The sequence below is a fragment of the Nocardia sp. NBC_01329 genome (genome assembly GCF_035956715.1).
GTDB lineage: Bacteria > Actinomycetota > Actinomycetes > Mycobacteriales > Mycobacteriaceae > Nocardia.
On record NZ_CP108381.1, the window covers coordinates 3,320,584 to 3,341,650 of the forward strand.

A 21,067-nucleotide genomic window follows, 5' to 3' on the forward strand; every position below is an offset into this window, starting at 1 on the left:
TTACCACGCGGGGCCCCCGCCCATGCCTCATGGACAGGGCATGAATGATAGGCCCTCCCCCGTCGTCCATATCGTCGACGACGACGAGGACCTGCGCCAATCCCTGGCGTTCCTGCTGCAGAGCGTCGGGATCGACGCGCTGACCTACGCCACGGCGGCCTCCTTCCTCGAGGAGGCCGATTTGGACGAGGCCGGTGTCGTCATCGTCGATGTCCGGATGCCCGGTTTGAGCGGATTCCAGTTGCAGGAGGAACTCAACCGGCGCGACTACCCCGCGCCAGTTATCTTCTGCTCCGCACACGGGGACATTCCGATGTCGGTGCGTGCCTTACGCGCCGGGGCAGTCGATTTCCTGGAGAAACCCTACGAGCCGCAGCGCATGCTCGAGGTGGTGCAGGAGCAGCTACTGGCCGCCGGCCGGGCCTTCGCGGAGCGCGCCGAACGCCTGCGGGTCCAGCGACGGCTGGCCGGTCTCACCCCACGCGAACGGGAAGTGCTGCACCTGGTCATCGAGGGTAGGTCCAGCCAGCAGATCGCCAGCCGGCTCGGGACCAGCGTCAAAACCGTCGATGTGCACCGGGCCCGGATAAAGGCGAAAACCGGCGCCGAGAGCCTGGGCACGCTGGTCCGCGACATCCTCGCCTACCGGGTCACGGTCTGATCCGGGTCAGGGCGTCCACCCGAGACTGCGGCTGAGTTCACCGGCCGCCGCGGACACACAGGGACCCGCGGTGCGCTCGAAATCCTCGGCCGTCGTCCGGCCGGTGGACGTAGAGCAGGCGATCACCGCGACCACCCCGCCGGACTGGTCCCGCACCGGAACGGCGATCGAAATCAGTCCTTTCTCCAGCTCTTCGGAGGTGAGCGCATAGCCTTTCTCCCGGACGAGAGCGAGTTCGCGCTCGAGCTGTCCGGCGTCGGTGATCGTCGTGGTGGTCAGCGGGCGGAACTCGGTGCGGGCGATCACCTCGTCGAGCGTCGCCGGTGGCGCCCACGCCAGCAGCGCACGGCCCATGGAGGTCGCATAGGCCGGTACGCGGGTGCCGACCGAGACATTGATGCTCATGATCCGGCGCACCGGTACCCGCGCGGCATACACCACCTCAGCGCCGTCGAGGACGCCGAGCGAGGCGGATTCATGCAGCTCGTCGGCCACCGCGAGCAGATGTGGCATGGCTTGTTCGAGCAGCGCGTGGGTCGCCGAGTAGTGCTGCCCGATGCTCAGTACGCGGGGCGTGAGCGTCCAGCGCGGACCGGAGCCGGCCACGTAACCGAGCCGCTGCAGGGTCAGCAGGATACGGCGGACCACCGGTTTGGCCAGCCCGGTGGCGTGTGCGAGCTCGGCCAGTGTGGGATTCGGCCGGTCGCTGTCGAACGCGGTCAGCACGGCGAAACCCCGCTCGATGCTCTGGATGTAATCGCGCTCGTTCTCGCTCATACGACCCGATCCCGTTCCCTTCTTGACAAACCAAGTGACCACGCGCACAGTAATCGGTACGCATTGCGTCAAGTCAGTACGCATAGCGTACTGCACTCTTCCCCCGGTTCCTCCGAGGAGTTCGATATGACCACCACCGAATCCGTTTCCCCCACCGCGCTCGGCTCGGGTACCGCCGCCACCGACAAGTTCAAAGGCGAGCGGGCCACATCCGATACCTCCCCGGAGCGCCTGGCGGCCATCGCCCGCGACGCGCTGAGCGCGCTGCACGCCGTGATCCTCGAGCACGGTGTCACCTATCCCGAGTACCGCGTGTTCAAGCAGTGGCTGATCGACGTGGGCGAGGGCGGCGAATGGCCGCTGTTCCTCGACGTCTTCATCGAACACGCGGTAGAGGAAGTGCTGGCGAGCAGCCGCAAAGGCACCAAGGGCAGTATCGAGGGGCCCTACTACGTCCCGGACGCACCGGAACTGCCGGCCGAATGCGAGTTGCCGATGCGCACCGAGGACCGCGAGCAGACACCGTTGGTCTTCTCCGGCCAGATCACCGATCTCGACGGCAACGGCCTCGGCGGCGCGAAGATCGAACTGTGGCACGCCGACGCCGAGGGCTTCTACTCGCAGTTCGCCCCCCACCTGCCGGAATGGAACCTGCGCGGAATCATCATCGCCGACACCGAGGGCCGGTATTCGATCCGCACCATCCAGCCGGCGCCCTACCGAATCCCGACCGACGGCCCCACCGGCGCGTTCATCACCGCGCAGAACGGCCACCCGTGGCGGCCGGCGCATCTGCACCTCATCGTCTCGGCCCCCGGCCGGGAACCGGTGACCACCCAGCTCTATTTCCGCGGCGGCGAATGGATCGACAGCGATGTCGCGTCTGCCACCAAACCGGAACTGATTCTCGACCCGGTTACCGGCGACGACGGCGTCAACCGCGTCACCTACGACTTCGCGCTGGACCCCGCCTGAATCATTTCGCCGCCGCGAGAAAGAGTTTCGATGTCAGACCTGTCGATCGTCTCGGTCGAGACCAGCATCCTGGATGTGCCGCTGGTGCGCCCACACAAATTCGCCACCACCTCGATGGACGCCCAGCCCCTCCTGCTGGTCGGGATCACCACCAGCGGTGGCGTCACCGGCTACGGCGAGGGCGTGGTCCCCGGCGGCCCCTGGTGGGGCGGTGAATCGGTCGAGACCATGCAGGCCATCGTCGAGCGGTACATGGTCCCGGTGCTGCTGGGTCGCCGGGTCGACGAGATCACCGGCATCATGGCCGATATCGAGCGGGTCGTGGCCGCGGCCCGCTTCGCCAAGGCCGCCGTCGACGTCGCCCTGCACGACGCTTGGGCCCGCTGCCTCGACGTCCCGGTACACACGCTGCTGGGCGGGGCATTCCGCTCCAGCGTGGACGTCACCTGGGCGCTGGGGTCGGCGCCGGTCGAGGAGATCATCGCCGAAGCCCAGGACAAGATCGAGAACCGCCGGCACTTCAGCTTCAAACTCAAAATGGGCGCACTCGACCCGGCCACCGATACCGACCGCGTGCTGCGGGTGACCGAGGCCCTCTCCGGACAGGCCGGAGTTCGGGTAGACGTCAACGCACGCTGGGACCGGCTCACCGCCCTGCGTTATCTACCCTGGCTGGCCGACGGCGGTATCCAGCTGATCGAACAGCCCACCCCCGGTGAGCAACTGGAAGTACTGGCGGAACTGAACGCGCTGCTGCCGATCCCGGTGATGGCCGACGAAAGCGTGCACACCCCGCACGACGCCCTGGAGGTCGCCCGCCGCGGCGCCGCCGACGTGATCGCGGTCAAAACCACCAAATGCGGCGGCCTGCGCCGCAGCCGCGAGGTCGTCGCCGTCGCCCGCGCCGCGGGCCTTGCCTGCCACGGGGCCACGTCGATCGAGGGCCCGATCGGCACCGCCGCCTCCATCCATTTCGCCTGCGCCGAACCCGGAATCGATTTCGGCACCGAACTCTTCGGACCGCTGCTGTTCAGCGAGGAACTGCTACAGCAACCGCTGCACTACAGCGACGGGCAGGTCCACCTGCCGTCCGGCCCCGGGCTCGGGGTGGAACTGAACATGGACGCCGTCAAACGGTGGACCCGGACCTAGGAACGGAACGTATGAACCTCTACCACGTCCGGATGGACGTCGATATCCCCCGCGACCTCGACGAGGCTGTCCGCACCGACATCGTCACCCGCGAGAAGAAGTACTCACAAGAGCTCCAGCGGGCCGGGAAGTGGGTGCATATCTGGCGCATCGTCGGCCAGTACAGCAACATCAGCGTCTTCGCCGTCGACTCCCCCGACGAACTCCACGAAATCCTGTGGAACCTCCCGCTTTTCCCCTACATGACGATCGATATCATGCCGCTCACCACCCACCCCTCCGCGATCGAACCGGCGGCCTGACCACCGGCCCCGTACCGATTGCGACGGCTCGTGGCCGGCGGGGTGGCTCGGGTTCACCCCGCCGAGCCGGTCGGCACCGGCGGGCACCGGGATGCCACTGTGCATGTCGCCGGGGCGCGGGCCGGGCTCGGGACGGTTGGACCAGTCGCGAATGACGAAGTGGACCTCTTGCCCGGTTAACAACGGCGGCCACCGGTCGTGGGGAAGCGTTCGAAAACGGCGGCGAGTCCCTGTCCACCGCCGATGCACATGGTCTCCAGACCGTAGCGGCCCTCGCGGCGGTCCAGTTCCCGAAGCAGGGTCGCAAGGATACGCGCCCCGGTGGCGCCGACGGGATGTCCCAGTGAAATTCCGGAGCCGTTGGGGTTGAGGCGCTCGTCATCGGGTTCGAGCTTCCACTCACGTAGGACGGCCAGGGTCTGGGCGGCGAAGGCCTCGTTGAGTTCGACGACCGACATATCGTCGAGTGTCAGACCTATACGTGCCAGCGCTTTTTCGCTCGCCGGGACCGGTCCGATGCCCATGGTGCGCGGGGGCACTCCGGCGACCGCCCAGGACGCGAGACGGGCCAACGGCCGCAGACCGAGGGCACGGGCTCTTTCGGGCGTGGTGACAACGCAGAGCGCGGCGCCGTCATTCTGGCCGCTGGCGTTGCCGGCGGTGACGGTGGCCTCGGAATCGACGTTCCCGCGGATCGGGCGCAGGCGCCCGAGTGCCTCCACGGTGGTGTCGGCGCGGGGGTGTTCGTCGGTGTCGACCACGATCGGGTCGGCTCTGCGCTGCGGCACGGCGACTCCGACGATCTCCTCGGCGAACCGGCCGGACAGCTGTGCGGCGACCGCGCGCCGATGCGACTGCACCGCGAGGGCGTCCTGGTCGGCGCGGCTGATGGAGTACTCGGCGCGCAGGTTCTCGGCGGTTTCGATCATGCCGCCCGGTACGGGGAAGTTCTTACCGCCGGCACTGACCCGAGCCCGGGCGAGACGGTCGTTCAAGGCGATGCCCTCGCCCTCGACACCCCAGCGCATCCCGGTGGCGTAGAACTCGGCCCGGCTCATGGATTCCACACCGCCCGCCAATACCAGATCACTGGCGCCGGTGACGACCTGCATGCAGGCCTGAAGGACGGCCTGCAGCCCCGATCCGCAGCGTCGGTCGACCTGCATCCCGGGTACCTCGACACCCAGGCCGGCGTCGAGGGCGGCGACACGGCCGATGGCCGGGGCCTCTCCGTTGGGAGAGGCCTGGCCGAGGATGACGTCGTCGATCTGCTCGGCGGACAGGCCGGTGCGGTCGAGTAGTTCGATGATCAGGGTCGCGGCCAGGGTTTCCGGCGCGATATCCGCGAGTGCTCCGCCGAAGCGGCCCACCGGTGTGCGCAGGGGTTCGCAGATGACGGCGTCGGGCATGGTGATTCCTTCGTGCGGTATCAGGCGCGGTTGTGGACGCGCGCGAGGTCGTTTCCGATGGCTGCGGCGGTGGTCAGCAAAGGGGGTAACAGGTCGACGCTGACGCTGTCCGCGGTGTATCGGGCGGCGTGGGTGGAGATGTTCACCGCGGCGCACACTGTCCCGGTGTGGTCGCGGATCGGCGCGGCGATCGACCGCAGCCCCTCCTCGAGTTCCTGATCCACGAGGCAGTACCCGTTGTCGCGGGTCCTGCGTACTTGTTCGCGGAGCTGCTCGGTGGTGAGGACGGTGCGGTCGGTGAGCGGAGACAGGGTGACCTCGGCCAGGTACTTCTCGAACGCCGATTCGGATAGCCCGGCCAACAGGACACGGCCCATCGAGGTGCCGAATGCGGGGAAGCGGGTACCGATGGTGATCGATACGGTCATGATCCGACTGACCGGGACACGGGCGACATAGACGATATCCGCACCGTCGAGGATGGACACCGACGTCGATTCGTGCACCCGGGTGGCCAATGTTTCCAGGTGCGGGCCCGCGACCTCGGGCAGGCTCAGGCTGGACAGATAGCTGTAGCCGAGTTCCAGGACACGGGGTGTGAGCCAGAACAGCGAGCCGTCGGTGCGGACATAACCGAGTTCCATCAGGGTCAGCAGGAAACGGCGCGCGGTCGCGCGGGTCAGTTCGGTGGCTTTGGCGACATCGCTGAGGGTTCGCCGGGGATGGTCGGCGTCGAAGGCGCGGATCACGGCTAGGCCGCGACCCAGTGATTGCACGTAATCCGGTGAAGGATCGGTCATGGTCGTTGTGGTTCCTCGTCGGTGGGGCCGGCCGCGGTGTCGTCGGCCGGGCGGGATCCGACGCCTTCGGCGATCGCCGCTTTGCCGAGCCCGAAAGCGAGGTTACTGTTCGGTACACCCGCGTAGACCGCAGTGTGCAGGAAGACCTCCGCGAGTTCGTCCGGGTCGACGCCGGCCCGCAGGGCCGCGCGGATGTGTATATCGAGTTCGTGGGTATTGCCGACCGCGGTGAGCACGGCCAGAGTGAGCAGCCGCCGGGCGTGCCGGTCCAGGCCGGGCCGGCTCCAGATATCGCCCCATGCGGTGCGGGTGATGAAATCCTGGAACGGCTCGGTGAACGCGGTGGTGCCGGCGACCGCCCGGTCGACGTGCGCGTCGCCGAGGACCGCCCGGCGCACGCGCATCCCCTGCTCGAACGCCGCGGTGCGCTCGCCCTTGCCCGCGAGGTGCGCGGTGATCAGCGACGAGACCGGGCCCGCCTGTTCGACGCTGGCCAGATGCGCGGCCGGATCGAGCACGTGCAGAACGGAGTTCGCGATTCCATCAGCGAGGCTGCGCATATCGCCGGGCGTGGTCGCCGGATCCTGGGCGCCGGCGATCACCAGTGTGGGGGCGGTGATACGGGCGAGATCGGGCCGGCCGTCCCAATGCGCGAGCGCGGTGCAGCAGGCGGCGTAGCCGTCGTCCGGTGTGGCCGTGACCATCGCACGGCTGTGGGCGATGAGTCCGGGGTCGCGTTCGGCCAGTCCGGCGGTGAACCAGCGGTCGACCACGGCGTCGGCGATGGCGGTGGTGCCCTCGGCGCGCACGGTGGCGGCCCGGTCCAGCCAGCTCTGGGGGCTGCCGAACTTCGCGGCGGTGCACAGCAGGGTCAGCGTGCGGACTCGGGACGGCGTATAGGCCGCGACATGCTGAGCGACCGCGCCGCCCAGCGATAATCCGACCAGGTGCACGGCATCGTGCCCGAGCCCATCCAACAGGGCGAGCACATCGGCCGCGAGTCCGGCGACGGTGTAATCGCCGGGGGGTGCGGGAGACTCGCCGTGGCCGCGCAGATCGACGGTGACGACCTCGTGGTCGCCGGCCAGTGCGGCCACCTGCGGGGCCCACATCGATCTGTCGGAACCGAGCGATCCGAGCAGGACGACAGCGGGTGCGCCGTTCGCGGTGCCGGAGGCCTGGTAGGAGAGTTCGACGATGGTCGTCGAATCCACGGTGTCTGCGCTCATCTCACCTGCTCCGATCGATCTGGAAAAGTCTGTGTGGCGGCACCGGTCACGATGGCCCGTCGGCCGCGGACGTGCCCGGCTGGTGCTCGTCGCCGCGCTGCGCCAGGGCTCGGGTCACGAGGTCGGCCGCGTGCCCCAGATAGCTTGCGGGATCGAGTAACTCGCGCACCCGTTCCGCTCCGAGGTAGCCGATGTGGTGGGGTCGGTGGCCAGCGCCGGAGGGTCCGTGGTGGTGGTGACGATCTCGCGGGCCCGGTCGGTGTGCTCGGACAATGCCGCGGTGACGCGCTCCGCGAGTAACAGGTGTAGTCGAACACGCTGACCATGCGCTGGCGGGCGCCGTCGGGCACCGAGTTGTAGATCGGATTCTGGAAGAACATCGGGTCGCGCCCTGGCGCCGGTAGCGACCGGCGGCATTGGCCTGCCAGATCTCGACCAGCGTGTTCGGTACCGGTGTGCTGTCACTGTCGAGGACCCGCCCGTGCACGACGATCCGCTGCCCGATCGCTTCGCCGCCGCGGGCCAACGTGAGATCGGCGCCGGCCGCGGTGATCCGGTCTTCGCCGAGGACCGGCCCGGTGAGCTCGCCGAGGCGCTGCGGCAGCAGGACCAGCGGCTGTCGGGGGTGGCGGAGTGCGGTGGTGCGGTAATCGGCGAAGTCGAGAGGAGCTTCCTCGCCCTTGTCGATACCGCGGTAGCGCGGTGGCAGCTGGAGCATACACACGATCCGTGTTCGTAATGTGGACATTGTTTCGGTATGCGAACAGCATAGGACGCCGGGTGGCTCGATACAAGCCTGACAGGTAAAGTTGTTCGCAGTGCGGACATAGGTTCACAATACGTACATTGGCGGTTACAGTGGACCGCGTGATGGACAAAGTCATTGCCACAGCCGCCGAAGCGGTCGCCGATATCCCCGACGGCGCGTCGCTCGCAGTCGGAGGGTTCGGGCTGGTCGGCATACCCGAAGTGCTGATCAACGCATTACTCGACCAAGGTGCCGGCGATCTGGAAGTCGTCAGCAACAACTGCGGCACCAACGGGTTCGGCCTGGGTGTCCTGCTCGCGGCGCACCGTATCCGCCGCACCGTAAGCTCCTACGTCGGCGCGAACGAGGAATTCGCCCGCCAGTATCTCTCCGGTGAACTCGAGGTGGAACTGACCCCGCAGGGCACCCTCGCCGAACGGATGCGCGCCGGAGGTGCCGGCATTCCGGCGTTCTTCACTCCCGCCGGAGTCGGCACCCAGGTGGCCGAGGGCGGTCTACCGCTGCGCTACGCCGGCGCCGGGGGGATCGCCGTGGCGAGCCCACCGAAGGAGACGCGGGAGTTCGACGGCGTCACCTACGTCATGGAGCGCGGCATCGTGACCGACTATGCGCTGGTCCACGCCTGGAAAGGCGATCGGCACGGCAACCTCGTCTATCGCGCCAGCGCCCGCAACTTCAACCCGCCCGCCGCGGCGGCGGGACGGATCACGATCGCCCAGGTGGAGCATCTGGTGGAACCGGGCGAGCTGGATCCGGACGAAGTGCATACCCCCGGGATCCAGGTCCAGCGGGTGCTGCACGTCGGCAAGGTCGAGGTAGGAATCGAGAACAGGACGCTCCGCGCATGACACTGACCCGCGAACAGATGGCGGCCCGAGTCGCCGCCGAACTCACCGACGGCCAGTACGTCAACCTCGGGATCGGTATGCCCACCCTGGTGCCCAACTATCTGCCCGACGACATCACCGTCGTCCTGCATTCGGAGAACGGCGTCCTCGGCGTCGGCCCGTATCCCACCGAGGACGAACTGGACCCCGAGCTGATCAACGCCGGAAAAGAAACCATCACCGTGCTGCCCGGCGCTTCGTTCTTCGATTCCGCGCAGTCGTTCGGCATGATCCGCGGCGGGCAGGTCGACGTCGCTGTCCTGGGGGCGATGCAGGTGAGCGCCCGGGGCGATCTGGCCAACTGGATGATCCCCGGGAAGATGGTCAAGGGGATGGGCGGCGCCATGGATCTGGTGCACGGAGCCCGCCGGGTGATCGTCATGATGGACCATGTCTCCCGGGCGGGGGAGCCGAAAATCGTCACGGAGTGCACCCTGCCGCTGACCGGGATGGGCTGCGTGAATCGGATCATCACCGATATGGCGGTCCTGGATGTCACCGAGACCGGGCTCGTCCTGGCGGAGACCGCCCCCGGGGTGAGTATCGCGGAGGTGCGCGCCGCCACCGGCGCCGATATCGGGGTCGCACCCGAATTGCTGGAACGTGTCGGCTGAGGACAGCGTGCCGCGCCGTGCGCTCACCGACCTAGAGAGCCGGCAGGTTGCCCATCGCCGTTGCTATGTTCCCGGTGTGATCGATGCTTCTCCGATGGACCTGGCTGGCGCGGTCGCTGTCGCGTGTGCGGCGGCGAGTTTCGACTGGACGTGGACATCGCCGAAATCGGTTGGGCTATTGGCATCTACGACCAGCCAGGCACCATCGTGCACGGATTGTTCGGTGCGACAGCCAGTGAGATGTACAGCGTTGAGGACGGAGAAGTGCGAACCCGCGCCTTCCTCCCCGAACCCGAGACAGGGAAATCGGCGGCAGACGCCACCATCGCAGCGCTGCAGACCTGCGGTGCGACCTCGCCGAAAGATCTGTGGTGTGAGGCCTGGACACCAAGACAGCCTCGACAACTCGCCGCTGTACGGTTTGGTCTGCGGGGTGACCGGCCGGACCCGATCGAGCGTGATCCGGACAGTTGACTCTCGCCCATTCACGAGATCCCACGTGCGCTGGTCGGAGCCTGAATCGGCGGCAACTGTGATCCGAGTTTCGTTGCGCCGCATACGATAGTCGGCTGCGCTACCTCGTGAGGTCGGTGCCACCGTCTCCAGTGTTCCGCGCCTGAATACGTTGGCTAATTGTAGGATTCGGCGCTGGCAAGGACTGGGCGCCCGAGGTCGGGTCCGGAATTGGTGGTGACCGAGGCGCAGCGTCGGGAGTTGGTGCGGGGTGCGCGGGCGGCGACCTCGATGCAGGCGTATGCGCTGCGGTGCCGGATCGTGCCGGCGTGCGCGGAGCCGGGCGCAGTGAACGCGCACGTGGCGACGACGGTCGGTGTCACGAGGCGATCGGGAAACAGCCGGTTCAGTGCCGCCCGAACCCGGCCCCAGAAGCCACCGCCGCCACTACCGAATCTGGTTGCATGCCAATCCAATCGTCAGCGAGCCACCGAACGTTGCGGATCGGTACAACTGATTTCGGGCCAGAGTCGAGTACAGAGCCGACGGAAGGTGCAACGGGAACTCGGATAGGTAGGGGCGGCCCCTCCCCCGGACGAAACCGGCAGTCCCTGGCGCCCGTCGCCCGTCCCCATCTTCTCAAGAGCCGATGAGGTGGGGATAGGCCCGCGTGCTGACGCCCCCACGGTCATCAAGGAAACCACAGGGCGGCGACGGTAACCCGATCGAGAACGCAGAACGTCCCCTCCGGTCTGATCTGAGAAAGTATTTCGCGTTCCAGCGACCGACACATCCTGATCTCGTAGCTCATCCCGACTCACCGGAAACGACCCGGCTCAGATCTCCTGCTCGCGCCGCGCCGGGCCCTGCGAAGGCCGCGATGATCGGGGCATCGGTGGCCAGTGGGTGGGATTTCACCGGCGATTGCGCGACAGCGAAGGCGGTTCCGGTGATGGTGGCGGTGGTGTAAATACCTGTGCAAAGACACGGTTGCCAGGGCAGAAATGCTGAGAAAAAGTGTCCCGAATATGCGACACGTGTGGAGGAACTTGCGCAGGATCCGGCGAAGAACGGGAAGGTCAGTCCACAGTCGAGGCGCGAGGCAGAGGTTGGCTTGACCAATGAGAATGCGGGTAGAGTCGGGCCGCTCGAGCGAGCACAACCAGGTCCCAACGGAGAGGACACCGGCGAGTTCGTCGACAAGGAGACGGGCCTGCACTGGGATGTCAAGAGCTCGCCGGATGTCATTCCCGATTATCGGCCGGCCTATGTCGCGGGTAAGCCGATACCCAATCCGCAAACCGACGAGGAGTTTGTCGAAATGATCGAGGACTCGCTTGCGGACGGAGAAGGTGTAATGGTCGACCAAAGTGGCATGACCGAGTCCCGGAAAGCTCATCTCAGGCAGCTTGTGGAAAGCCATCCCGAATGGCAAGGAAAGGTGCTCTGGTAGAAATGGCGACCACAAACGGCCGCACCGTTGCAGAGGTCCGCAACTGGCCCGTGAACCCAATAGCTCACCGAGCCCTGGCCGACTATCTCTCAGCCCTGCCTGCCGACCCCGCGACCGAGAGCAACCCATCGACACTGCTCAGTGGATCCGGGCTCGATTTCACCGGAGCGGACCTGTCCGGCCTGGATCTACTCGGGGCGGAACTCAGCGAAGCGATCCTGACCGATGTGAAACTGGTCGGATCCGACCTGTATACAGCATGGCTGACAGCCGCCGACATCAGCCGGGCGGACCTCAGTCGCGCAGACCTCCGCAAGGTCCAAGGACGCGGCTGCCATGCCCAGCAGGCAGTTTTCCGCGGTGCGGACCTGCAGCGCGCCGACTTTTCGGTCGCCGAATTGGCGGGCGCGGATTTCCACGGAGCCCGGCTACAGCGAGTCACGTTTTCAGGGGCAGACCTTCGCAGAGCGAACTTCAGCGGTTGCACATTCGAACGCACCAGGCTGTCCCGCGCACGGATCCACGGCGCTCACGTCGAGGAAGCCGAAGGCCTGGTCATAGGCCCCGTAGATATAGGCGAGGGCGCGCCGATAGTGCTGGACGGGCTCGAACTGCAGGAATGGTTCCACTCCAACGGAGCCACGAACGTCCGAGTCCATCCTGGCGGTGATCCTCGATAGGTTGGATCGTGCCGCAACATATCGACCCGTGCGGGATCCCACGGATCAACCACCGGCCCCGGGCCGGGGAACTCATCGCCGATACGCTCACTTGAATCCATCTCCGCGAAGAGCACACCCGGCAGAAACACCGGCGATGGCTCCGATCGCACGCGCCACCCGGACCTGACCTGCCCCACCGGTTGGGTTCCAGCTCGGGTTGCTAACTGGCAGCCTTACCGAAAGGCTGATCCGCGTGCCACACGCTTATCCCACCGAGTTCCGGACCCGAGCGATCGCTTTGGTCCGGGCAGGCAAACCCGCTAAGCAGACCGCAGTCGAACTGGGCATCCATCCGGTCACTTTGTCGAAATGGTTGCGCCAGGACGACATCGACCACGGACTGCGTCCGGGCAAACCATCAGCGGAGTCGGCGGAATTGCGTGCTGCTCGCCGCCGGATACGAGAACTCGAAACCGAGCTGGCGATCATCCGCCACGCCGCGAAGTTCCTCGGGGAGGACACTTCCGGCCCAAAAGACGGTTCTACCCGGTGATCGACAGCCTCGTCGCCTCCGGGGCACCGGTAGACCGATGCTGTCGAGTGCTGGGGGTGGCCCGGCAGAACTACTACAAGGCCAAACGGCGCCCGACCCCGCCGACACAATTACGGCGCCAATGGTTGACCGGGCTGATCCGTGAGGTCCACGTCGCGTCCCGCGGCACCTACGGCTACCGCAGGATCCACGCCGAACTGACAATGGCGATGGGCATCAAGGTCTGCCCCCGCACGGTATCGGTCCTCATGACGTTGGCTGGCATCCGCGGGTTACCGGCCTCAGCGCGGGTCAAGAGCCTGCGCGGCGTGGTCACTGCAGACGATCTGGTGAACCGCAAATTCCGCAGGCTGAAGCCGAACGAGTTGTGGGTTACCGACATCACCGTGCACCGCACGAGGGAAGGCCGGGTCTACTGCGCCGCAGTCCTGGACGCTTTCAGCCGCCGGATCGTGGGCTGGTCCATCGACTCCCGCCAAGACTCGACTCTCGTGGTCAATGCCCTGGACATGGCGATCCGGAACCGCCGGCCCGCACCGGGCGGGATCGTCCATGCCGACCACGGAAGTCAGTTCACCTCGTGGGTTTTCGGCGAGAAGATCCGATCGGCCGGACTGCTGCCGTCATTTGGGACCGTCGGCGACGGACTCGACAACGCCATGATCGAATCGTTCTGGTCCTCGATGCAGATCGAACTACTCGACCGCAAGAAGTGGAAGACCCGCATCGAACTCGCGAACGCGATTTTCGACTACATCGAAATCTTCTATAACCGCCAACGCCGCCACTCGGCCCTGGGCTACCACACCCCGATCGAGTTCGAGCTACTCTCCGAGAAGACACCCATCACCGCTGCCAGTTAGCCACCGAGACTGGAACCCAAAACATGGGGCAGGTCATGCGTCATCCGGTGAGGATTGTCGTCGCGTGATGCCCTCCGTGCGCGGGCCTGGACGTCGATCCCGGCATGTCCGTTGTCACCGTCGGGGCTACCGGCCATCCTTCTTGGCCTGACGCCGTGCCCCGGCCGCAATGGACGAGGCCTCGTACTTCTTACGCCCGGACGATTGGCGGGTCGCATCAACGCGTGCTTTGCCTGCGGACCGTACCTTTCCATCGCTGGTCTCGATTTCACTGAACGAGGGTGCATCCTTGCGGGCGCGTGCCAACCGCTCTTCTTTCAAATCGCGAGCACTTTGCCTCGAGACCGCGGCCAACTTCCGACTGACCCGGCTCAGTGCACCTTCGAAAACCTCTGCTCTGCCTGCGTTGCGTTTGTTCGCTGCTTTTCCCGATCCCCGTGCACCTTTGGATTCGACTTTGGTGGCGCCCGTCCGCCGATACAGCTTGGCATATTTGTTTCGGGCACGCCGGATTCGCGTATGCAGGTTGATCAATTCGGCTTCGTCGAGTTCAGCCATCTGAGCTTTCTTGGTTTCCCGGACCAGCACGTACTCGTCCTCGGACAACGAGTTCAGTATCTTTTTCATCTCGATTCCTTTCCACCTGCGGTCCATATATATCGAAGGTAGTCGTGCAGTAGATTTCCCTGGCCACGTTTCGAGAGTCTCCGGAGCAAACCTGCCGCTGCCCATGCGCTCGTTCTGCGGACCGAGAATACGCCGGCCGAGACGCCGCGCCCGCGCGTATCGATCGGTTGCAGATGTCACGATCTTGTCTATAGCGGTTCGGACTCGCCGCGCTCCTCCATGCTCGTCGGTCTGCACGCTGCGCTCCGCCTCTACGGCGGCAACAATCGAGTCTTCGCGCCCGGACGAAACCTCATCGAGCGCGTCACCGGCTTCTACGAACCGACCATTTGGTCGCGTTTCAATTCAGCAACGCACTCGACGTAGAGGTGTATCGAGCGAAGGCCGGAGGCAGACGGCGGCAGTGTGCTCTGCCGGCATCCCGACCGGGTGTGGCTCGGTGCCGCGGCCCAGCTCTCGTGGAACGGTCGATGGCCACGGCCGGACGGAGCGAGCGCGGGATCGGTGGCGGTGGGACGGGGTACTCGCCGCGCTGACGACGGCCCTTCGATCGAGCACCCGCTTGAAACCCGCGATCACCACCCGGGCTTCGAGCAGGCCGGTCCAGTGTTTCGGTGAATTGTTCGAGCAGCCCGTCCGGCCCGGTCAGGGGCAATCCTTGTTCATTGGCCATCCGCGACCGCCGCCAGCTGCTCGGCCGAGGCCTCAGCTTTCTTCTTCGCCACGGCATCAAGTGCCGTCATTGCGGCACCTTCCCGCTGACCATTCGGTCAGCGAATCAGGCCGGAAACACCGATAAATCGACAGTCCCACATCGCTGAACAGCGATTATCCGGTGCGCCCGTCGAAGTCGACATCGGCGAAGGGTTGGCCCAGGTGGTGCAGGACTTCGAGGCAGGTGTCGATGTCGGAGCCGGTGAGGTTTCCGCCGACCTCGCGTAACACGGCATGTTCACGGGCGGTAGTCGTTGCTATTGCCGCACTCCCCTTCGTGGTCAGGCCGACCAGCGGCGAGCGTTGATGCCGTGGGTTGTCGAAAGTTTCGACGAGTTCTGCCGCGAGCGCATCGTTGACCATGCGCTGGACGAACTGGCGGCTCAATGCCAGAGCTCGGCCCATCTGCGGGACGGTCATGGGTTCTTGGGTATCGAGCAGGTCGCAGATGGCGCGGACGCCGACCGAGAGTCCTGCCGGCACTGTCTCCTGCTCGATTTTGCGGTAGACGTGGCGGTACAGGATGCCGATCCGGGAGAACACCTCCATCAGCCGGTCGGCGAGGTCATCGGGCGCGAGGGGCTCATCCATCAGGCGATTATGACACCTCAGTTGTCAAGAATGGCTCATTATGACACCTTGGTTGTCATGATGAGTGCCACCGATCTGTTCCGATTCGACACCACCGATGGAGCTCTGGCGTACCGCGACACCGGAGGCGCGGGCCGGCCCGTGGTACTGCTGCACGCGAGCTTCCTGGACTCCTCCATGTTCGATCTGCAGTTGCCGACACTGAGCGAGCACCACCGGGTGATCGCACCCGACGCCCGGGGTCACGGGGCGTCCGCCAATGCGACGAAACCTTTTCGGCAGGTCGACGATCTGGTCGCCCTCCTGCGCCATCTCGGAGTGGAATCCGTGGTGTTGGCGGGCGTCTCGATGGGGGCCATGATCGCGATCGACACCGCGGTAGAGCACCCGGAGCTGGTCGGCGGGCTGATCGTCAGCGGCCGCGGCATCGGCGAACCGGAGTATCGCGATCAGTGGGCGAAGCAAGTCGCCGACGCCCAGACCGCGGCCCTGGCGCGCGGAGATATCGCGACCTGGATGGAAGCATTTCTGTCATGGGCAGCCGGCCCGGATCGTTCACTGGCGGAAGTCGACTCGGCCGTCATCGGCAAACTTCGATGGATGGCGGGTCGCACACTGTCCAAACACACTGCCCCCGAACCCGATTACAGCCGGCCGGTCGTCGATCTGGCAGCGCGCGCACACGATATCCGCGTCCCGGTGCTCGCCGTCGACGGTGCGCTCGACTCACCCGACGTCACGGCGACCGTAGATCGCCTCCTGGCCACGGTCCCCAACGGTCGTCGGGTGCGAATCGAGGGCGCGGGCCACTTTCCGAATATGGAACAGCCGGCGGTGTACAACAGGCTGGTCGTAGAATTTCTCGGTGCCACCGCCTGATCCCTCGATCAATTGCCCGACAACACTTCACCGTACGAACTCGTTCCAGCGCGCCGTCAGTAGCCGGTGTCGAACGCCCGATAACGCGGCCGAGGCCGTGCATCGACTGGCCGAGCTGGGCGCGCTCAGGTTTAGAGGGTGTCTTACGTGGGTGTAATTCGTTGTCCGGCATGATGTGACCCGTGGTCGACAGGCTTGCTCAGAGACCTGTCCCGGATGCGTTGTGGGACATTGTGAAACCGCTGCTACCCGAGTTCATACCCAGACCGCAGGGCGGAGGCACCGCTCCCGTCGATGAACGTGCGGTCTTCACGGCGGTGGTGTTCGTGTTGACCAGCGGATGCGCGTGGCGGCATCTGCCGCGTCATTCGGGGTGAGCGTCCCGACCGCGCATCGACGGTTCATGGTGTGGGCTGATTCCGAGGTCTTCGACGCACTGCACCGGGAGATCCTCGACCGGCTCGGCGCCGCAGGCGACCTCGACTGGAGCGCGGCAATCCTGGACGCGGCGAGCGTGCGGGCGAAAAAAGGGGCTCACTGACCGGCCGCAGCCCGGTCGACCGCGGCAAGAAAGGCTCCAAGATCCACATCATGTCCGATGCGAACGGAATACCGCTGGTCACCGGCGTTTCCGCCGCGAACATCCACGATTCGGTGATGCGGCAACCGATGGTCGAATCGATCCCGCGGATTCGGTCGGTCCGTGGCCCGCGCCGTGGCAAACCCGCCAAACTACGTGCCGATAAGGGCTACGACTACGACGTGCATCGCCGCTGGCTGCGTGCTCGCGGGATCGTTCCTCGTATCGCCCGTCGTGGGATCGAGGACCCCACAAGGTTGGGTCGTCATCGCTGGAAGATCGAACGCACCATCGCGCGGTTGACCGGATACCGGCGATTGACAATCCGCTACGAACGCCACGGCCGCCTCTTCGCAGCATTTCTACAACTCGCCGCAGCTCTGAACTGCTGCAAGAAACTATCCACGTAAGACACCCTCCTAACAGCCGCATACGGTCATCGGGGCTCGGCCACGTATCGGTGGGCGTCTACCTTAGTGGGACAAGCACTTTGGGAGGCGACGCGATGCCCACAGACGAACGACCGCGACGAAGGCCCCGAACGGTCGCCGGTAGCGGAAGATCATTGCGACAACCGGAAACACCGACTCCCATATCTCGACCCCGACGGGTCCTGCAGCTACTGGTTGGCTGGTCAGGCTGGGCCATGTTAGCTTCGGTGGCGACGACGATCGCCGCACTCGGCGCCTTGTGGTTTACCAATCAGTCGATCGTCACTGGGAGCCAACAATATTCACTGGATCGACAAGTGGCCGTTACCGACCGCTTTCAGAAGGCGGTGGAACAGCTGTCGTCCGATGAAGTCGATATCCAATTATCCGGTGTCTACTTGCTGGAGCAGTTAGCCAGTGACTCGCCAGACATCCACTCGCCGGTATTCGAGGTGCTCGCCGCATTCGTTCGTCGCCACACAGATAGATCTGATCCCGCAAAGAGAAATCAATGCGACCTGGTCGGCGCGATGGACAACGCGCTGTATCGAGCGCCAGTTGTCGTTCAAGCCATCATCGACGCGATCGGGCACCGCAACGCCAGTAACGATGAGGACGGGAAATACCTCGACCTTAGCTGGACATGTCTGGGCGGCCTGGACTTGAGTTACGGTAACTTCACCGGGGTTTCCTTCGGCGGGGCAATGCTCAGCGGCGCGGATCTCACCGGAGCGAACCTCATCAACACGTACCTCGGTGGAGCGACGCTCATGAGCGCGTTCCTTCACCAAGCGAATCTCACCGGCGCCAACCTTCAAAACGCAGATCTCACTACTGCCATGTTTGGCACCGACGACGACTTTGAAGAATTTAAGCCCGCAATCCTCGATCGTGCAGACCTCAGTGGTGCGCGCCTCTCGCTCACTAATTTCAACAATGTCGATTTGTCGACGGTGAAGCTGGCAAGGACTGTCCCCGGTGAAGTCCGGGATACGGTCATCCCCGCAGAATTTGAGGACGTCTCGTACAACGAAGGCACGCGGTGGCCTCCAGGTTTCGTTCCCCCAGGAAGCTGAGCCTGTAACGCGAGGCGCATAGCGCGGATCCGTCAGCGATCGTGATCTCCGCCCTCTGTCCCGTACTCCTCTCAGCTTCCGGGTTCGACCGGGACCAGGGCATCAAAGGGAAGAGAGAAGGGGTACCGGCCGGGCGCGGACTCGTCCACAGCCTCGATAGTGGCGCGGCCCTCCACCTGGCCCACCTCGACCACACGGAACCGAGATGTGCCACCCTCGCCGATCTGCACCGTATCGCCTACCTCAACCATGAGTGAGACCCTGGGGAACATGTGTTCGATTGAATGGGTGCACGGAGGGCGCCGTGTTCAGCCCGGTCGCCTGTATCCGAGCCGCGGCGGGATGGCGGAACCTGTGCCGACCACCTGCCATCGCGGCCACCATTTCGGACCGTATCGAGTAGCCGTCGGACACTCAGCCTGCATGTGTGGAGGGCATCGCACCGACACCTGCCGCGAGTGTGGGGACGTAGTGCAGTGGCCCGCGCCGGGACCGGACTGTCAGGACGGAACCTTCGATGGGCGGGCGATCAACCGGCTCACCGATGAGCCTGGCGAGTCGCGAGCGCCGACCGAATGAGCTCGCGTGCCGCTTCGCCGTAAAGCGCCTGTTTACTGAATGCCTTCCACGCCTGCTCATACAACGCCAGCTCTGACACCGTGACTACGGTCAGTTCCGCACTGATGGTCTCGATGAGGGCCAGGCGGTTGTCGATGAGGTCGATCGACGTCGTGATGTAGGTGAACGGGGCAGTGTGCGGCACAACGTCGAATATCAGCCGCGGGTTGTCGAATGCAGTCGCGAGGAGGTGCCGTGAGCTTCTTGCCGACCATGCGCTTGGCAAGGTGCCCGTATCGGTGTCGCAGGACGTCGAAAGACAGCCCCGCCCAACCGGCTCGGCCCGTGAACGGGATCGGGTCGCCCGCGGCGAGCGCACGCAATCGGATCATCATCGGCGCCCAGCCCTCGTCCCAGAACCGAATACTCGTCACGGGGCGACCGGTGTGCGATAAGAACAGCGGCGCGTCGGCGTCGCGATCGAGGTCGAGCAGAGCCACAGTTTCCAGCGGAACGAACGACGTGCGTATGCCGCGAGCCGATTTCGGGTCGCCGAGCTTGAGCCGCCCGTTCGCCCACTTCCACGCCTTCGTGACACTGACCGCGCCAGTATGGCGGTTAATGTCGCCGACCGTGAGCGCCCCTTGCTCGCCGGGCCTGCATATCGACATCACGCCGAACTCCCACCAGGCGCGCCAGAACGGCGCGAGTAGAGCGTCGACCAACTCGAACTCGTCTTCGCTCAGGTGGTCGACCTCGCGCGCAATACGCTTCGGGAGCTTGGTTGGCGAGGGTCTTCGGGGCATTGCCGAGCTCATTGGCGAGCCATTCGACCCATGCAACATCCATGTCGGGGGTGACCGCGTCGACCGGCAAGTGGTTCCCGTTGAAGAACGGGGTGATGTCAAGGTCGATCATGCGCCGGTATTTGGGCTTGGTCTCCTCCTCGACGCTCTCGCCGAGCAGGTCGACGTGACGGCGAAGCCAGGGCGTCAGCATGATCACGTCAGGCGCTGAAGCGAGCTGGGCGGCGAGCACACGCTCAGCCTCGATCGCGCCGACACGATCGAGCAGTTTCGCCCATCGAATCGCGGCGTTGTGGTCGTCGAAGGATTGCGAGGATTGGACGGTCTTGCCGCCGCGGGTCACGCGGTAGCGCACCTGGCTGTAGGTAGTGCCGTCTTTGCGCACACGCACGCGGGGAGTTGTAGCCATGGCATAGGTCCTTGCGTCAGGCCGAATCCCCTCAGATTCCCTATGTGTGGACCGCAGCGTGGACGAAGAAGGGGCATAATCCTGCGATTACGCCCCTGGCCTGCTGTTTTACTGTGTCCGGAGGGGGATACAGCGGCTATCCACAGAGATCGACCTGCGGAAACACTGATCCTGGACTACTGGTCAGGGGCGGTGGAGGGCGTCGAAGGTGATGGCGAGGGTGACCGGTGTGTCGAGGACCAGGGCGGTGTGGTGGACCTTGTGCGGCATGTATCGCAGTCCGGACCAGTCGAGTCGGTATTCCTCGATGCGGTCTATGGTTTCCCAGCTCTTGTCGAAGTGGACGATCAAGTAGCCCGGGATGCCGGCCCGTGCATACATTTTGTGCTTTTCGGAAGTGTCTGCATCGACGGTGCTCTTCGAGACGACCTCGACGATTAGAGCGATATGGTCTCGGACGGTGTTCACGTCGTAGGGTTCGCAGTCGCGGATGAAGATATCCGGGTAGCGGATGTTGACTTGGTGGTCGTCTCGGCGGTCGTCGGCGTCAAGGAATCGGACAGCGACATCGGACCCGATGCGTAGGCATGGGCCGACGGGGTCGCGAGCGTCTTCCAGGGCGGCGGCCAAGCGCCGTACTACGCGGCTGTGTGCTTCGCTCTGCGCCATCAACCGCACGACGAGGCCATCGACGATCTCGACATCTCCGAGAGAATCCGGTTCGGCATTGAGAAATTCTTCGGCGGTGACCCGAGGGCGTTCGTCGGGATGTGATGCCGTCACGGTCAGCTCCTCGTCGGGTACAGCGGCCATTCATAGAGATGGACTGCGAACATG

The 21,067-nt window shown here is 65.1% G+C and carries 23 protein-coding genes and 3 pseudogenes; 13 read left to right on the top strand and 13 right to left on the bottom strand.

Annotated features, from left to right (window positions below):
* Positions 1-40: 40 nt before the first annotated feature.
* Positions 41-661 (top strand): response regulator transcription factor, encoded by a 621-nt coding sequence (locus tag OG405_RS14950; protein WP_327147112.1) that lies wholly within the window; start codon positions 41-43, stop codon positions 659-661.
* 6 nt (positions 662-667) lie between these two features.
* On the opposite strand, the gene OG405_RS14955 is transcribed toward OG405_RS14950, so the two are convergent.
* Positions 668-1,438, bottom strand: a complete 771-nt coding sequence (locus tag OG405_RS14955) for an IclR family transcriptional regulator domain-containing protein (protein WP_327147113.1) — start codon at positions 1,436-1,438, stop codon at positions 668-670.
* 126 nt (positions 1,439-1,564) lie between these two features.
* Between OG405_RS14955 and catA the strand changes: the two genes are divergently transcribed.
* From catA to catC, 3 genes are read left to right on the top strand one after another with little or no spacing between them, the layout of a single operon-like run.
* Positions 1,565-2,413 (top strand): catechol 1,2-dioxygenase, encoded by an 849-nt coding sequence (gene catA / locus OG405_RS14960; RefSeq protein ID WP_327147114.1) that lies wholly within the window; start codon positions 1,565-1,567, stop codon positions 2,411-2,413.
* 30 nt (positions 2,414-2,443) lie between these two features.
* Positions 2,444-3,565 carry a muconate/chloromuconate family cycloisomerase gene (locus tag OG405_RS14965; RefSeq protein WP_327147115.1) on the top strand — a complete coding sequence of 374 codons (1,122 nt, stop codon included), beginning with the start codon at positions 2,444-2,446 and terminating at the stop codon, positions 3,563-3,565.
* Between the two features lie 11 nt (positions 3,566-3,576).
* Positions 3,577-3,867, top strand: a complete 291-nt coding sequence (catC, locus tag OG405_RS14970; RefSeq protein ID WP_327147116.1) for a muconolactone Delta-isomerase — start codon at positions 3,577-3,579, stop codon at positions 3,865-3,867.
* Between the two features lie 176 nt (positions 3,868-4,043).
* Here catC and OG405_RS14975 read toward each other — a convergent pair whose 3' ends face one another.
* The 5 genes and pseudogenes from OG405_RS14975 to OG405_RS14995 all read right to left on the bottom strand — a co-directional run.
* The gene (locus OG405_RS14975) at positions 4,044-5,276 is read right to left on the bottom strand and encodes an acetyl-CoA C-acetyltransferase (protein ID WP_327147117.1); all 1,233 of its coding nucleotides are present in this window, start codon (positions 5,274-5,276) and stop codon (positions 4,044-4,046) included.
* Between the two features lie 20 nt (positions 5,277-5,296).
* Complete coding sequence (locus tag OG405_RS14980; RefSeq protein WP_327147118.1) at positions 5,297-6,076, bottom strand: IclR family transcriptional regulator domain-containing protein; 780 nt, start codon at positions 6,074-6,076, stop codon at positions 5,297-5,299.
* Positions 6,073-7,305: a bifunctional 3-oxoadipate enol-lactonase/4-carboxymuconolactone decarboxylase PcaDC gene (gene pcaDC / locus OG405_RS14985; protein ID WP_327147119.1), complete on the bottom strand. Its 1,233-nt coding sequence runs from the start codon at positions 7,303-7,305 to the stop codon at positions 6,073-6,075. The genes OG405_RS14980 and pcaDC overlap by 4 nt, the downstream gene beginning before the upstream one ends.
* Positions 7,306-7,351: 46 nt before the next feature.
* Positions 7,352-7,474 carry a hypothetical protein gene (locus tag OG405_RS14990; RefSeq protein WP_327152627.1) on the bottom strand — a complete coding sequence of 41 codons (123 nt, stop codon included), beginning with the start codon at positions 7,472-7,474 and terminating at the stop codon, positions 7,352-7,354.
* A gap of 93 nt (positions 7,475-7,567) precedes the next feature.
* A pseudogene (locus OG405_RS14995) lies at positions 7,568-8,053 on the bottom strand (dioxygenase family protein); the annotation flags it as partial.
* 122 nt (positions 8,054-8,175) lie between these two features.
* Between OG405_RS14995 and OG405_RS15000 the strand changes: the two are divergent.
* From OG405_RS15000 to OG405_RS15025, 6 genes are all read left to right on the top strand, one after another.
* Complete coding sequence (locus OG405_RS15000) at positions 8,176-8,922, top strand: CoA transferase subunit A (RefSeq protein WP_327152344.1); 747 nt, start codon at positions 8,176-8,178, stop codon at positions 8,920-8,922.
* Positions 8,919-9,575, top strand: a complete 657-nt coding sequence (locus tag OG405_RS15005; RefSeq protein WP_327147120.1) for a CoA transferase subunit B — start codon at positions 8,919-8,921, stop codon at positions 9,573-9,575. Before OG405_RS15000 ends, OG405_RS15005 begins: the two co-directional genes overlap by 4 nt.
* 150 nt (positions 9,576-9,725) lie before the next feature.
* On the top strand, positions 9,726-10,049 hold the full coding sequence (locus OG405_RS15010) for a hypothetical protein (RefSeq protein WP_327147121.1): 324 nt from the start codon (positions 9,726-9,728) through the stop codon (positions 10,047-10,049).
* A gap of 1,018 nt (positions 10,050-11,067) precedes the next feature.
* Positions 11,068-11,481, top strand: coding sequence for a hypothetical protein (locus OG405_RS15015; protein ID WP_327147122.1), 414 nt, complete (start codon positions 11,068-11,070; stop codon positions 11,479-11,481).
* A 2-nt stretch (positions 11,482-11,483) separates the two neighbouring features.
* The gene (locus OG405_RS15020) at positions 11,484-12,161 is read left to right on the top strand and encodes a pentapeptide repeat-containing protein (RefSeq protein WP_327147123.1); all 678 of its coding nucleotides are present in this window, start codon (positions 11,484-11,486) and stop codon (positions 12,159-12,161) included.
* Positions 12,162-12,396: 235 nt separating this feature from the next.
* Positions 12,397-13,559 (top strand): IS3 family transposase gene (locus tag OG405_RS15025; RefSeq protein ID WP_442790558.1). Its coding sequence is split into 2 segments (ribosomal slippage): positions 12,397-12,670 and positions 12,670-13,559, totalling 1,164 coding nucleotides; the frame shifts between segments, so codons are not numbered across the junction.
* 126 nt (positions 13,560-13,685) lie between these two features.
* Here the strand turns inward: OG405_RS15025 and OG405_RS15030 are convergent.
* From OG405_RS15030 to OG405_RS15035, 3 genes and pseudogenes are all read right to left on the bottom strand, one after another.
* Positions 13,686-14,186 (bottom strand): hypothetical protein, encoded by a 501-nt coding sequence (locus OG405_RS15030; RefSeq protein WP_327147124.1) that lies wholly within the window; start codon positions 14,184-14,186, stop codon positions 13,686-13,688.
* Between the two features lie 604 nt (positions 14,187-14,790).
* Positions 14,791-14,929: pseudogene (locus OG405_RS29245) on the bottom strand (IS256 family transposase); the annotation flags it as partial.
* An 85-nt stretch (positions 14,930-15,014) separates the two neighbouring features.
* A complete protein-coding gene (locus tag OG405_RS15035; RefSeq protein ID WP_327147125.1) occupies positions 15,015-15,491 on the bottom strand; it encodes a MarR family winged helix-turn-helix transcriptional regulator in 477 nt (158 codons plus the stop codon).
* 57 nt (positions 15,492-15,548) lie between these two features.
* Between OG405_RS15035 and OG405_RS15040 the strand changes: the two genes are divergently transcribed.
* The 3 genes and pseudogenes from OG405_RS15040 to OG405_RS15050 all read left to right on the top strand — a co-directional run bounded on the left by OG405_RS15040 (position 15,549) and on the right by OG405_RS15050 (position 18,457).
* Entirely contained in the window at positions 15,549-16,370 is an 822-nt protein-coding gene (locus OG405_RS15040; protein ID WP_327147126.1) for an alpha/beta fold hydrolase, read from the top strand.
* Positions 16,371-16,552: 182 nt separating this feature from the next.
* Positions 16,553-17,360: pseudogene (locus OG405_RS15045) on the top strand (IS5 family transposase).
* A 248-nt stretch (positions 17,361-17,608) separates the two neighbouring features.
* The gene (locus OG405_RS15050) at positions 17,609-18,457 is read left to right on the top strand and encodes a pentapeptide repeat-containing protein (RefSeq protein WP_327147127.1); all 849 of its coding nucleotides are present in this window, start codon (positions 17,609-17,611) and stop codon (positions 18,455-18,457) included.
* A gap of 71 nt (positions 18,458-18,528) precedes the next feature.
* On the opposite strand, the gene OG405_RS15055 is transcribed toward OG405_RS15050, so the two are convergent.
* From OG405_RS15055 to OG405_RS15070, 4 genes are all read right to left on the bottom strand, one after another.
* Entirely contained in the window at positions 18,529-18,708 is a 180-nt protein-coding gene (locus OG405_RS15055; protein ID WP_327147128.1) for a hypothetical protein, read from the bottom strand.
* A gap of 287 nt (positions 18,709-18,995) precedes the next feature.
* Positions 18,996-19,220, bottom strand: coding sequence for a hypothetical protein (locus OG405_RS15060; protein WP_327147129.1), 225 nt, complete (start codon positions 19,218-19,220; stop codon positions 18,996-18,998).
* Between the two features lie 413 nt (positions 19,221-19,633).
* Complete coding sequence (locus OG405_RS15065) at positions 19,634-20,212, bottom strand: hypothetical protein (protein WP_327147130.1); 579 nt, start codon at positions 20,210-20,212, stop codon at positions 19,634-19,636.
* 201 nt (positions 20,213-20,413) lie between these two features.
* The gene (locus OG405_RS15070; protein WP_327147131.1) at positions 20,414-21,013 is read right to left on the bottom strand and encodes a Uma2 family endonuclease; all 600 of its coding nucleotides are present in this window, start codon (positions 21,011-21,013) and stop codon (positions 20,414-20,416) included.
* Positions 21,014-21,067: the final 54 nt, after the last annotated feature.